This window comes from Paenibacillus sp. WG02 (assembly GCF_055396115.1).
This window is the reverse complement of sequence record NZ_AP036016.1, coordinates 5,782,212-5,795,835: the sequence shown is the minus strand read 5'-3', so window position 1 is coordinate 5,795,835 and position 13,624 is coordinate 5,782,212. Positions and strand designations below refer to the sequence as shown.

Genomic DNA, 13,624 nt, shown 5'->3' with positions numbered 1-13,624 from the left:
AAATATTGCGTTTATCGTTATGCAAAATGAATCGTTTTTGGGGAGGAACTGTATGGCTTCTTATAAGTATAATTTTGAAACAAATTGGAAGTTTGAGTCTGATATCCATCAAGTTTGGGGACTCATCGCCGGATTTAAGTATAGCGATTGGTGGCGTGGAGTAAGTTCTGAAAGAATATATCAAGGCTCTAGGGAAGATGGGATTGGCGATAAGTATAATTATGTTTTCCGTACGAAGCTTTCCTATCAGCTGGATTTCGTGGCGGAAATAGTAAGGAAAGAAGAGCCAAAGTATTTAGAAATCAAAGCAACAGGGGAATTGGAAGGCAGAGGCGTTTGGAAACTAACACAAGAAAGTAACATTACGCATGTCCAATATGTCTGGCAGGTAAATGCAAATAAGAAATGGATGAACAGGCTAGCCCCGCTCTTGAGACCTGCTTTCATATGGAATCATGATCAAGTTATGGATGAGGGTGCTAAAGGAGTTGCTGCGGCATTGGGAGTAAAGCTGCTTTCGAAATAAGTTTATGTTTCAAGCCATAGCTTTTAAACTTTGATTAATTAACTCATAGAGGTGACAGAAGTTGTTTACGACAAAAATAAAAAGTTGTCTTATTTTGCTAATGTTGGTAATAGGCGCAGCTGCTTTAGCGGGCTGTGTCTCCAACTACCCAAGCATAACTTTCCGAATCGAAAAAGGCTACATGACCGTTCAGGATTCTGTTTATGCCAGGTACGCAGACGGCGACGTAACACAAGCCGTATATAAAGGGACGGCCCCCAATCAGACGCATGACGATTATTTGGTGGAAAATGCTTCGCGTAACACGATTGTAAGCGGTTTTGTAACCGATGGCACAGCAAGCTGGGTTCCTGATAATATTCAGAATGATTTATGCAGATGTTACGTTATTTACACACACAACACTGCGAAATTATACAATGACTGGGGCAAGCCTACGATCCCAGCGGTGAGCGCTGAAGTTCAAAGCGTATCGGTGAATGCTGCAAATGCTCAGCATGTGGATGTGACATTCGCCGTTTATGGAGCGCAGCATCAGCTTGTTGATGGTCTTACCGAAATTTTTGCGCACACCAACAATCCAGATGTTAAATTTGAAATTAACAACTTACCAAACTTGGCTTATGAAAGCGGCTATTCAAAAAGCGCAAGTGGCGGCTTGGTTACTTTCACGCTAGCTCCCGATCCGCTCAATGCTAGCGCTGCGCAGCTGGAAATCGCCAATTTGGATTCGTTTCAAATTTCATTGAAATCGGGGTTCAAAAACATACCGATCAATCATGAACCGACTGCCAGTTCGGTTAGCGACAAAACCATCAGCACGAAGATAGGACTTACTCTGGATGGGAATGATTTGGCTAGTGATGCGGATGCGGGAGATCAACTAAAAATCGGCTCGGCGAGTGCCCAGACTCCCGGCATCGTGAATCTTACCGTGAACAATGGAAATTTGAGCATTATGCCTCAGTCAGTTGGCTCAACCAACATAACTACAGTTGTATACGATACGTATAGCGCAAGTGCGAGAGTCACTTTTAACGTGATCGTTGAGGCGTCTGCCATACCGCCACCAGATCCGGACAGCGGACCTGTTACGAGTGAGCTAGCGGCTGATCAATCCTCGGCGCAAGCCGATGTAAGTTCGACCACAGGTGCGGAATTGAAGCTGAAAGACCGAATTCGTGTAACTGTACCTGCGGGAGCTGTATCAGCGAAAGGCACCATTAAGGTAGCCATAGTGCCTGAGAATCAGGCCCCAGTGGCGGATGGTAAGCAAGCATTAACCCCGACATTTGAGTTGACGAGCACGACAGGTCGTACATTCGCGAAGCCTGTGGAGTTGACAATCACTTACGATGCGGGACATGCCATCAACGGACAAAGAGGTGCGGTGTACTATTACAACGATCAGCAACAGCGTTGGATTTTTATTGGAGGAACGCAGAACAGCGATGGGACAGTAATCGTTTATGTCAATCATTTCACGAAGTTTGCCGTGTTTGCTGATGAGCCGAAGGTGTTTTCGGATTTGGCGGGTCATTGGGCAGCGCTATATACGGAACGTCTTATCGGCATGAAGGTGATATCGGGCTATCCTGACCACACGTTCCACCCCGAGGAAATGGTAACGCGGGCACAGTTTGCCAAAATGTTCGTAGAGGCGATTGGGCTGCCGATAAGCGACAGCTCGATAGCTTTTTCCGATAACAGCGACATTCCTGTATGGGCGAAATCTGCTGTAGTCGCTGCGGTGAAAGCAGGCTACATCCATGGCTACGAGGAGAACAGAGCAAAGCTATTCAAGCCGGAACAGACGATTACGAGAGCAGAGATGGCGGTACTCATCGCCAAGGAGCTTCAGACTGATGTTGCTCCAGCTAACAGCAAAGCGATTCGATTTAAAGATGAGACCGACATTCCGGGGTGGGCTAAACCATCGGTTGCCGTCGCCGCGTCAGCGGGCATATTGAACGGTTTCGAAGACGGAACGTTTCGGTCTAACAATGTGGCAACAAGAGCGGAGGCAGCAGCGATGATCTACAGGCTGCTGGAGGCGCTGCACATTTAGCGATATAAGTAACATGGATCTGGAGCTATTGCCATGTATAGAAAGCTATTAAAATCAAAGAGGAATGTGAGCTCATATGCAAATCATAATTTGCCCTTATGAACAATCCTATAAGGCGGAAGTTTGTAATCTGCTCAATCAAACGAGCAACGCGCCGCTCGGCGAAGATATGTTTGAGATGCAGGAGGCGAGAGTACGAACGTATCCGTATTATAAAAGGATCGTCTTGACTGTAAATAATGAAGTCGTTGGAATGGCTCAGCTCTTGCACGCCACAGGGATGACTCCGCAAGACTTCTTAAGCCAAACCATTATTGTCGACTCCGCGCATCGCGGACGGGGCTACGGGCAGATGCTGGATGAGGCCCTCGCGCAATTGGTGCAGGATGAACAGCCCATCGGCTTGCAGACTGCCGTTCGGGACAACAATCCCGAGGCCAGGGCTTGGGCGGAGCGCCGTGGCTTTACGTTCAAGTCGCATCAGTTCGAATCCGTGTTGGATTTGACATCATTTCCTCTAGAAACGATAGACGCAGGTGTTCGGTCATCCGAATCACACGGCATTAGTTTCCGAACATTTGAGCATTTTTCGCTTGATGACGATATGGAGCGTGTATATCAGGTAGTGAAGCAACTCTCAGGCGACACGCCAGACGCTCAAGGCGCGCTGGATTTTCCATTTGAAACGTTCGCTGCTATGGTTCGTCGGATGGACCCACGTTGTATTTTTATTGCGATGGCCGGGGAAGCAATTGTGGGGATTACTTGTCTTGTTCCGCAAGGCAACGAAATGTACACGCTATTCACAGGAGTGGTCAAGGAATACCGAGGCAAAGGAATCGCTCATGCGCTAAAACTTCTATCCATCCGATTTGCTCAAGCAAACGGTGTGAAGCAGCTGCGAACCAACAATCACTCTACCAACGCGCCTATGCTGGCCGTAAACCGCAAGCTTGGTTACGTGTCCCAGCCGGGAACTGGATTCTTAAGCGATTATTTTAATGAATATAGAAATATGAAGCAACCTCAATCATCTTTGAACTAAACTAAAACGAAAGTTTGTATATTTTGTCCAAAGAAGCATTCAAAATGTAAGATTATACACTCGTAAACACAAGTAGACAGAGGTCCTAGTCCTCTGTCTTTTATCATTTTCCCGGATTTTCATATTCCGATTCCCGTTGTCTCAAGCTCACTTAAGCTGCGGGTTCGGTCTACTTCGAAATATCATTAGTCGCGTTACATGCCATGGATTAATAGATTTACATAACTTTTAGACCGAATTAATATTCATCACACATTTTTCAGATAGATTGGGGGTGTGGTTATCACAATAAGTGGTAGGAGGTATTTGTTCGATGAGTCTTGATGAAACAAGTAAAAGCATCAGCAGGAGGGATTTTATTAAAGTCGGAGGGGCGGGTGCGCTGGCGATCACGCTCGGATCGGTGGGTGTTCCAGCCGGATTGTTTGGCGGAGGAAAGGTACAGGCCGCAACCAATGACAATGTGAAGCTGCAATTCAACAACGCCGGAAAGTTCAAAATCGTCCAGTTCAACGACATGCAGGACGACGAGCATATCGATCGGCGGACCGTGGAGCTGATGGAGAAAGTGCTCGACGCCGAAAAGCCGGATTTTGTCGTCCTTAATGGCGATTGTATTACCGGGGGCTGCGATACGGCGATAGAGATGAAGCAGGCAATGAACAACATTGCCCAGCCAATGGAGCAACGCGGAATCAAGTGGGCCGTAACCTTTGGGAATCACGACGAAGACTCGACTCCGAGCGCTGGTCTGGGCGAAGAGGATATGCTGCAATTTTATATGGCGTATAAACATAATGTGAACCAGCCCGGAGAACGAGGGATTACCGGGACGGGGAATACCAACCTGTTGATCCAGTCCTCCAAAGGGTCGAAGGCGACCTTCAACCTCTGGCTGCTAGATAGTGGAAGGTATGCACCTCATACGATAGCTGGGCAAGACTTCGAAGGATATCCGATCTGGGATTGGCTGCGGTTCGATCAAGTAGCGTGGTATTACGAAACCTCCAAAAAGCTGGAGGAGAAATTGGGTTTTAAAGTGCCTTCGCTTATGTTCATTCATATCCCTCTCTGGGAGCATCGATTCATGTGGTATGCAAGCGTGGACGGAAGGTCCGAGGCTGACCATGCAAGGGCTATCGGCAAGCACCAGATTGTGGGGGAACGGAACGAAGAAGAGTGCCCTGGCCCGATCAATAGCGGCATGTTCTCAGCAATTCTGGCCCGAGGCGATGTCAAGGGCATCTTTTGCGGCCATGATCACGTCAATACGTATCACGGCAACTACTACGGCGTGTTGCTCGGCTATGCCGGAAGCACGGGCTTCGGCGCTTACGGTTTGCCTGGCGCAGATCGGAATCGTTTGCGTGGCGCCCGGGTATTCCAGCTCGACGAACACGCCGAGAACGTTCTTGTCGATACCTTTATGGTGTTCGCCAAGGACTACGGCATCGATCTTACTGCGAACGATCAAAGTTCGGAGCCCGCTCCGATCCCGGCAAACAAGAAGCAGGAGAAGAATTGAGTCAAGTACTTATGAGAGACTAATTGAACACGAAGTGCAACCATAACAAAGAGCTGTCCCGCGGGACAGCTCTTCCGTTTATACTCCGTCATCATTCCTATCATTGTTTTATGGGTTTATTAGGCTCTTTTGCGGAAATTGGCATTTTTTTTGGAAGATTGAAGAAAAGTTGAACGATTGCAGGTTCTGTTCATTTACGAGCCGATTCCTTCAGGCTACTATTATTCTATAAAAAGGAGGATGATTATTTGAAAGCGGATTCAAGTAACTGTAATTTTTCAATAATTAATGGAGGGGATGATTTGAAAGTGAGAGGTTGGATAAAGGCAAGACAACTTTGTAGAAACTGTAATAATTGCTGCCTGGTTCCCGCTTCTTACGGAGACCGTTTATTTATTCATCCAATCTTGCTCTACATGAAGGTGTCTTAATTCGGGATCAATCATTTTATATGCTTACTTGAGGTTTGCCGGAGGAATGAATCCATCTTCTCTGTTGAAATGTTGTAGAATGTGCAACAATCGCTGCCTAGATCCCGCGTTTCTCCCTTAGTTGTTGCATAATGTACAACAATTGGTCTCCATACAGGCGATATTGTAAGAAATGCGCTCGAAATGTTGTACAAAATGCAACATTAAGTTGCAAAATAGCCTTAAGCCATGTGAATTGTTGTAGGAAATACAACATTGGTAGCCACTATACCCATTTTCCATCACGAAAGCTAAATGTACGGCCCCGTGACAGTGGTCGTGAGATTTACCTATTTCTCGGATGGCACACTCGGCTACTGGATAAATGGAACGACAAACAACAAAATCCCGAACTCCGGCTTCACGCTTCCGCTCGATCAGTGGGTCACGCACCGCTTCGATCTGGATACGGCAATGAAAAAGTATGACCTCACGCTGCAGGTAGATGAGCTCAAGTAATTCACCGGAAACGCCTACCTCCGGTTCTGTGAATCCTACATCTGGCGTTTACTCGGTTAGTGGGCTTGATTTCTACAACAACTCGATAGAATTGTCGATCGGCACGTTCCGTTTTACCACGCAAAAGTATAAGAGCAAGTTCCTGTTCGACTACGTGGCGATGTACAAGTAACAACACCTTCTTGAGGAGACCGGCCGCTGTCCCCTGCCCATTTGTTCCCGAACGCTGGAAGGCTGGAATGGGCTTAAGATAGCCCGATAATTGAATAAGTTTTTTTGCGGAAATTGGTATTATTATTAGAAACGTAAAGTAGTTGCAAACAGTTGCGCTCATGGGAATTAATCATCGCTAGTACATCTCTGGGAAAAGGGAAAGCGCCAACTACCATATAAAAACCCTCAAGATCATTTGATCTTGAGGGTTTTTGTGTTCATAAGGAATCCGATTCCACTATTAACGGGATATGCACTTCGACGATCAAGCCATCTCCGGGTGAACTGAAAAATTGCAATCCGAATGCTTCACCATAGTATAATTTAATACGTTCCTGAACGTTACGTATCCCGTAGCCGCTTCCGGAGGGATTAATGATCTTGTTGCCTGATCGAAGTGTTTCCAAATGTTTTTCGTCCATTCCAACCCCATCGTCAATGACAGACAGGACGATCCGATCCGCTTGGCGTTCGCAGGTTACCGTAATGCTCCCCTCACGGTTTTCGCTCCTTAAAATTCCGTGAAGAATGGCGTTCTCGATGATTGGTTGAAGGGTTAGTTTTGGAATGAGTCCCTGTTGAAATTCCTCATCGACCTGTAAATTAAGCTCGATTCTTTGTTCAAAGCGAATATTTTGGATTTCAACATAATAGGCGACCAGCTTCAGCTCGTGTCCAATTGTGATGATATCCTGTCCGTTGCTCAGAGTGAGTTTATAGTATCCGGCTAGCGAGTGTACAAGGGCGGCGATTTGGTTATTCATCCCGAATTGAGCCATCCAATTGATTTGATCCAGTGTATTGTATAAGAAGTGGGGATTGATCTGGGATTGAAGAGCCTTCAATTCCGATTTGATTGCCTTCACTTCTACATCCTTTAACAAAGCCAGCCGTTGCGACATATAATTATAGCTTTGGATGAGTTCTCCGACCTCGTCATCCCCTGACGGCTTTACGATAGGCTCAAGGATTCCGGCCTCCATGGCCTTCATCTTTTGACTCAAGTGAGTAATCCGCCTTGTCATATGAAGCGAGATGAAATGGGCAAGTCCGATGGCTAGCAGTCCGACGGCAAGCAAACTAACAAGGAGCTCGTGTTGGAGGCGTGTGCTTTTGGACACAATCTCCTGATGTGGAATAACCGTAACCATGGTTAGGTCAGTTTCCGGAATTTTCAGTTGGAGGAATTCTAGTCTTCTGCCGTTAATGAACTGCGTATTACTGCTGTTGGCAGACAGGAATAATGGAGGTGTTGTGCCTTCTGCAGGAAGATATTGCTTCAGGAGCGCATCGTCCGAGGCGATCAGAACCAGACCATCACCGCTCTGCAAGTAAGTTAGACTATTCTTGACGGTGTTAGCACGGGAAACGATTTCTTTTAGCATTCGCTCATCTATATCCAAACGCAGAATGCCGATCATATCGTTATAATGGTCGGGATGGCGGATGAGGCGGACAAGGGATATGACCGGAGCAGCTTCGGTGGCTTTGGATGGATAATCATGTGAAGAGAACCACATAAGCTTAACCCTCGAAGCGGTCAATTTGGCAAACCATGTCGTATTCAGCGCATCTTCTAATCGGAACATGCTGTTGCCTTCATTGGCGAACAGGAAGCCGTCCGGCAGATAGAGTCGAATAGTACTTACATCTGTGCCATCACGGAAAGAAGAAAGGAACTGAGTCAGCCTATTTCCATCCTGCAGCTGATCGTGGAGACTGTAATCGGCCACGTTTCGTGTCAGTACGCGGGTCATCTGATTCTCGTCCAGTGCGATTAGATCCGAAACGTCGGTAATGCGTTTCAATTTATAAGCAAGAAAGGAATGCGTCTGGCTAAAGCTTTGATTGAGCGAAAAGCTCACCATTTCCTGGATAATGCTCGCCACCTTGCTGGATGCATAGAATTGGAGATAGAGAATTGGGAGCAGGATGAGCAACAGGTAAGACAGCAGCAGCTTTTGCTTCAATCTCAGCTTAAGAAGAATACGATTGAGGGTATTAAACATCGGCGATCCTCTTCCTGTATTCAGAAGGCTGCAGGTTGGTTATTTTTTTAAATATTTTACTGAAATATTCTCCGTCCCCATAGCCCACCTGCAAGGCAATATCAAACAGCTTTAGCTCCTTGTTAGCCAAAAGTTCTTTAGCACGATCAATCCTATATTCCGATAGGAAATGTTTGATCGTCATACCGGTACCTTCCTTAAAAACGGAACACATGTGGGGGATTGTAACGCCCACATACTCACTGATTTCGGTCAGGGACAGCTGGCGATTCCGGTAATTTCGCTCGATGTAATGGGTCGCTTGACGGATAATCGAGTTTCCTTTGCGCGCCTCCAGATAATCAAAAAGAACATCGAGCTCACCACTTAGATGTTGTTGTAATTCCTCCAATGTGTGACAAGCGTATAAACGCTCTACGTACATCCCCAACGCCATTTCCTGCTTGAATGCAGGAATACCGCTTTCTTTGCCGATTTGTTGAACAGTTTGATAGAGCTGCAAATAAATTCCTTTCGTATAGCTAACAAGTGTGTCCGGGTATCTCCGGATGTCGTTCGTCAAATCCGCTAACCAAATCTTTGCCTGACGCGCTCCGTCTCGTTGAAGAGAAAGGGTGAAGGACCCGGTACGCTCGTCGTCCATGAAGAAAGCATCCGTGTGGGCATGGGAGGTCTCCCATATAACGGAGTTCGGAGGCTGATAAAAGCCTCTCTGAAGACGGACCACAGCAGATAAGTAGGAAGTATACAGCTGATCCATACCATTGACTTGCGGGCCAACGGCCAGATGGTAACCAGGAAGCTTGGGTAAACGAAATGATGCGTTATCGATCCATTGTTGAAGTTTATCTTTGAATTGCACATCTTGTTCCGAACGGGTGAACAAATGGATGACGAGATGATGATCGTCCTTCAACAAGCTGAAGCAATCCATTTCTACCTTCTGAGCGGCATCTTCGAGCTCCTGCAGAAGGAAATTAGGCTCGTCGATGTGGTGATGCCACTTGAGAATGGAGCAAACACAGGAAATGGAGTCCGGTAGCTGAAATCCTAGTAAAGGGAGCAACCGTGCAAGCTTGTCCGATTGATATTCGGGGGAAAAGAGCAGAGCAGCTATTTCTCGTTTGATTAGTGGTATGCTCTCTTCCTCTCCCATATCGGTTCGTCGATCGTTCATAACCATGAGAGCAGCGCTTCGGATAGCTTCATTTAGTTCATCCTGATGGATAGGCTTTTCTATATAATGAACGGCCTGCAAAGAAATAGCGGCTTTCAAGTATTCTTTATCCGAGAAACCACTCATAAAGATGATGCGCATCTTCGGGCAAAACTTCCGAATGCAGCGAGCTGCTTCAATACCGTCCATCCAGGGCATTCGGATATCTGTAAGTAGGATGTCTGGTCGGAACTGCTCAGCGATACGAACAGCATCACGGCCATCTTCCGCATGCTTAACTTCATCGATACCGCATTGCTGCCAGTCGGTCTTCATTAGAATCCCTTTGCGAATCAACTGTTCGTCTTCCACTAGCAAAAGCTTCACGATGATCCCCCCGATAAACTTTAGTTGATAGTTTCATTATAGTATGTTTCATGCAGATTCCATACGGAATCTTAATTCTAGACATGAAGTCGAAAGATTGATGGGGACCCAATTGACAGCGGTTCCATTATAATAACGGATATAGAGCGGTGATCAAAGAGAAGGAGGAGAAAAATAATGAAAACACCGTTCATTCGCGATTTGATCAATTACAGAACCATGCTGCTTATGCTTGTCCCTTCTGTTCTGTTTGTAGCGTTATTCCAATATGTTCCGATGTTCGGCTTGGTAATGGCATTCAAACATTATACGTACAGTAAAGGGATTCTAGGCAGCGACTGGAGCGGTATCGAAAATTTCCGGTTCTTCTTTATCTCGGGAGATGCCTGGAGGGTGACTCGCAATACTGTGCTTTATAATGCGGTCTTCATCGTCATCAATCTGGTGCTGCAGGTAGGAATCGCCATTATGATTTCGGAAATTAAAGGAAGATGGTTTAAGAAGATCAGCCAATCCGTCATGTTCTTACCGTACTTCTTTTCCTGGGTTGTGGTAGGGTCAATTGCTTACAACTTGTTGAATTATGAGCATGGCACTGTCAATACCTTATTGCGTTCATTCGGTTTCGAATCTGTCAATTTCTACAGTACAACTGGTGTTTGGCCTTACTTGCTCGTGTTCTTCTCGGCTTGGAAAGCGGTTGGTTATGGCGTTGTTTTCTATCTGGCAGCCATCATGAGTATCGATCAGGAAATGTATGAAGCGGCCGAGACCGATGGAGCCAACGTTTTCCAAAAAGTCTGGCATATTACCGTACCATGTTTGAAACCAACGATGATCATCCTGACGCTGTTGTCTGTCGGTCATATTTTCCGCGGCGATTTCGGACTCTTCTATAATGTGATCGGAAACAACGGCTTATTATTCGCCAACACGGACGTCATAGATACCTACGTTTACCGCTCCTTGGTACAAAGCAATGAAATTGGCATGTCGGCGGCCATCGGATTTTTTCAATCCATCCTATGCTTTGTCACAATCCTGTTGGTTAACGGAATCGTACGTAAAGCGGATAAAGATTCGGCTTTGTTTTAAACGGAAAGGAGGTTGCACCTCGATGAAATCGGCATTCAAACACCAAATGGAAGTCGCGGGCTTAAGGAAGACGCACTCTCCCAAGATCCAGACAGACCAGTTAATCATGAACGTATTAGCTTATAGTTGTATAACGTTCGTAGCTCTTATTTGTATCCTACCCTTTCTACTTATTCTCAGCGGTTCCATAACGGAGGAGAAAGAAATCATCCTAGAAGGCTATAAACTATTTCCTTCAAGCTTTTCCTTCGAGGCTTATCAGATTATCTTTAAGATTCCTGAAGAGATTCTCCGTGCTTATGGAGTGACCGTTTCTTTGACTCTTATCGGTACAAGTCTTTCGCTTTTTCTGATCTCCATGAGCAGTTATGTGCTTCAACGATCGGATTTTAAGTGGAGAAATGCGTTCTCGTTCTTCTACTATTTCACGACATTGTTTAGCGGAGGTTTGGTTCCACTCTATATCCTGGTTGTCAACTATTTGAAATTAAACGATACGTACCTCGTATTGTTGTTGCTTCCTCTTATTAATGTGTTCTATATTTTGGTCATGAAAAGTTTTATGAGGAGCATTCCAGCGGCCATTACAGAATCAGCTAAGATTGATGGTGCAGGAGACTTTACGATTTTCATCAAGCTTATTCTACCTTTATGCAAGCCAGCACTTGCCACGATTGGACTGTTTGTTGCTCTCGGATATTGGAATGATTGGTTTAACTCGCTGCTTTTCATTAATAATCAGAAGCTCTACCCCCTTCAATATTACTTATATAAGGTTATTGGCAGTGTGGATGCTCTTAAAAGCGTTGCGGAGAAAAGCGGAATCAGTGTACGAGATTTACCAGGTGAAGGTCTCAAAATGGCTCTGACTATCGTAGTAACGGGGCCGATCGTGCTTCTATATCCATTTATTCAACGCTATTTTGTCAAAGGACTTACGATTGGTGCAGTTAAAGGATAATCCCGGTAAATCCGGTTTATCATAGCATGGCATTTAATAGGGGGAAGAGCATGAAAGGAATGAAAGCAATGAAGAGTATACCAAAAAGAACTTGGATGGGCACAGTGCCGGTCCTCATGCTAAGCATGCTGGTAAGTGCATGCAGCGGAGATGCGGGGAGCAAGTCAACATCATCACCGAGCACGTCAATGTCAGCGAAGCCGTCCGAAAGCACAAAAACCACGAAAATAGACACCTCGACACCGGTTAAATTGAAATTGGTTTTGGTTGGTACGAAACAGCCAGATACGGATGAAGTCTATACCGAAGTCAACAAAATCCTTAAACAAAAAATTAATGCCGAATTAGAGGTCAGGTTCTTGGACTGGAATGAATTCAATCAGAAATACCCTCTATTGTTTGCCGCTAATGAGGACTTTGACATGATCTTTACCGGCGACTGGTCGTTCTACAATCAAACGGCCCGTAAAGACGGTTTCCTTGAATTAACCGAAGATATGCTCAAAAAATACGCACCAAATACGTGGGAAAAACAGGATAAGGTCGGCTGGGATCAAGCCAAGATCAACAAAAAGATCTATATGGTGCCGCAAGATACCTTCGAAAGTGGTTTTCAAGTAGGCTTGATCCGAGGCGACTTGAGAGAAAAATATAAGCTGCCGGAAGTGAAAACGCAAACCGATTTGGTCAACTATTTGACAACAATTGCCAAAAACGAGAAGGGCATGATTGCCTTCAGCGGTCCTCCTGCCAAATTAAGCGCTGTCGGGGTCCCTATATTTTTCCTCGATATGGAGATGCGATTCGTCCATGGAAGCGTTCCTTTGGTCTATGACTTGAAAAGCAAGAATCCGAAGCTCTCGAATTATCTGGAAAACCCGAAAACGTTGGAAAAATTGAATATGTTTTATAACATGGCTCAGCAAGGCGTTTGGACGAAGGATGCGATTGTGTCCAAGACGGATTGGAGGGTGGCATTTAAAGAAGGGAAGACGGCAGCTGACTTTAGCAATGTATCGACGTTGGCTGGCTCGATGGACACTGTTCTGAGAACTCATCCGGAGTGGAAGCCCGAGTTAATTGATGTAAATCCGACAGCGAAACAGTTCCAATCCCCACTGATCGGCAATGGAATCGGAATTCACGCAACCTCCAAGAATGCTGAGCGGGCGTTGATGGCACTGGATCTTCTCCGATACGACAAAGATTTGTACGACTTAACCTTCTATGGGATCAGAGGGAAGCACTGGGAACCTGTCGGAGATAAAAAGTTCAAAAGTCTGGCCGCATCTACCGGTTATCCGCCTGAAGGTGCTAGTCCCTGGGGCTGGAGAACCCCGCTTTCCCTGCAGCTAGAAGGAGTGGCCGGCGATTTGGTTCAGTCTGTCTACAGCAGATGGAAGGCAGGAAATATTATCCATAGTCCACTTGAAACCTTTGCTCTGGATGATTCCAAGATTAAAAACGAGTTGGCGGCACTTGATAATGTCCAACAAACTTATTTGCTGCCGATATACCACGGCTTGATCAAACCAGAGGTAGGTATTCCTCAGGTGCTCGAAAAGCTGAAGCAAGCGGGACTTGAGAAGGTTCAGGCAGAGTTCCAAGCACAATTGGATGCATATATCGAGAGCAAGAAATAAAGACTTTGGCGGGGCTACTCATGTTTCTTTCCTATGAAACGGCAGTCCCGCTTTTTTTATAATTGAA

Annotated in this window: 11 protein-coding genes; 9 read left to right on the top strand and 2 right to left on the bottom strand. The window is 45.8% G+C overall.

Going from position 1 to position 13,624, the window contains the following annotated elements; genetic code table 11:
* Positions 1-52 precede the first annotated feature (52 nt).
* The 6 genes from ACBP55_RS26275 (at position 53) to ACBP55_RS26250 (ending at position 6,265) form a co-directional block, all read left to right on the top strand.
* A complete protein-coding gene (locus ACBP55_RS26275; protein ID WP_464645822.1) occupies positions 53-526 on the top strand; it encodes an SRPBCC family protein in 474 nt (157 codons plus the stop codon).
* 61 nt (positions 527-587) lie between these two features.
* Positions 588-2,594 (top strand): S-layer homology domain-containing protein, encoded by a 2,007-nt coding sequence (locus ACBP55_RS26270; protein ID WP_464645821.1) that lies wholly within the window; start codon positions 588-590, stop codon positions 2,592-2,594.
* Between the two features lie 76 nt (positions 2,595-2,670).
* Complete coding sequence (locus ACBP55_RS26265) at positions 2,671-3,639, top strand: GNAT family N-acetyltransferase (protein ID WP_464645820.1); 969 nt, start codon at positions 2,671-2,673, stop codon at positions 3,637-3,639.
* A 313-nt stretch (positions 3,640-3,952) separates the two neighbouring features.
* Positions 3,953-5,164, top strand: coding sequence for a metallophosphoesterase (locus ACBP55_RS26260; RefSeq protein ID WP_464645819.1), 1,212 nt, complete (start codon positions 3,953-3,955; stop codon positions 5,162-5,164).
* Between the two features lie 749 nt (positions 5,165-5,913).
* Positions 5,914-6,093 carry a hypothetical protein gene (locus tag ACBP55_RS26255; protein WP_464645818.1) on the top strand — a complete coding sequence of 60 codons (180 nt, stop codon included), beginning with the start codon at positions 5,914-5,916 and terminating at the stop codon, positions 6,091-6,093.
* Positions 6,080-6,265, top strand: a complete 186-nt coding sequence (locus ACBP55_RS26250; RefSeq protein WP_464645817.1) for a hypothetical protein — start codon at positions 6,080-6,082, stop codon at positions 6,263-6,265. The genes ACBP55_RS26255 and ACBP55_RS26250 overlap by 14 nt, the downstream gene beginning before the upstream one ends.
* A 259-nt stretch (positions 6,266-6,524) precedes the next feature.
* Here ACBP55_RS26250 and ACBP55_RS26245 read toward each other — a convergent pair whose 3' ends face one another.
* Entirely contained in the window at positions 6,525-8,315 is a 1,791-nt protein-coding gene (locus ACBP55_RS26245; protein WP_464645816.1) for a cache domain-containing sensor histidine kinase, read from the bottom strand.
* Entirely contained in the window at positions 8,308-9,858 is a 1,551-nt protein-coding gene (locus ACBP55_RS26240; RefSeq protein WP_464645815.1) for a response regulator, read from the bottom strand. Before ACBP55_RS26240 ends, ACBP55_RS26245 begins: the two co-directional genes overlap by 8 nt.
* 177 nt (positions 9,859-10,035) lie before the next feature.
* Here ACBP55_RS26240 and ACBP55_RS26235 point away from each other — a divergent pair, with 177 nt between their 5' ends.
* The 3 genes from ACBP55_RS26235 to ACBP55_RS26225 are packed head-to-tail and all read left to right on the top strand — an operon-like array spanning position 10,036 to position 13,557.
* Positions 10,036-10,953, top strand: a complete 918-nt coding sequence (locus ACBP55_RS26235; RefSeq protein WP_464645814.1) for an ABC transporter permease — start codon at positions 10,036-10,038, stop codon at positions 10,951-10,953.
* A 22-nt stretch (positions 10,954-10,975) separates the two neighbouring features.
* Entirely contained in the window at positions 10,976-11,914 is a 939-nt protein-coding gene (locus tag ACBP55_RS26230) for a carbohydrate ABC transporter permease (RefSeq protein ID WP_464645813.1), read from the top strand.
* A 50-nt stretch (positions 11,915-11,964) separates the two neighbouring features.
* Complete coding sequence (locus tag ACBP55_RS26225; RefSeq protein WP_464645812.1) at positions 11,965-13,557, top strand: ABC transporter substrate-binding protein; 1,593 nt, start codon at positions 11,965-11,967, stop codon at positions 13,555-13,557.
* Positions 13,558-13,624 lie beyond the last annotated feature (67 nt).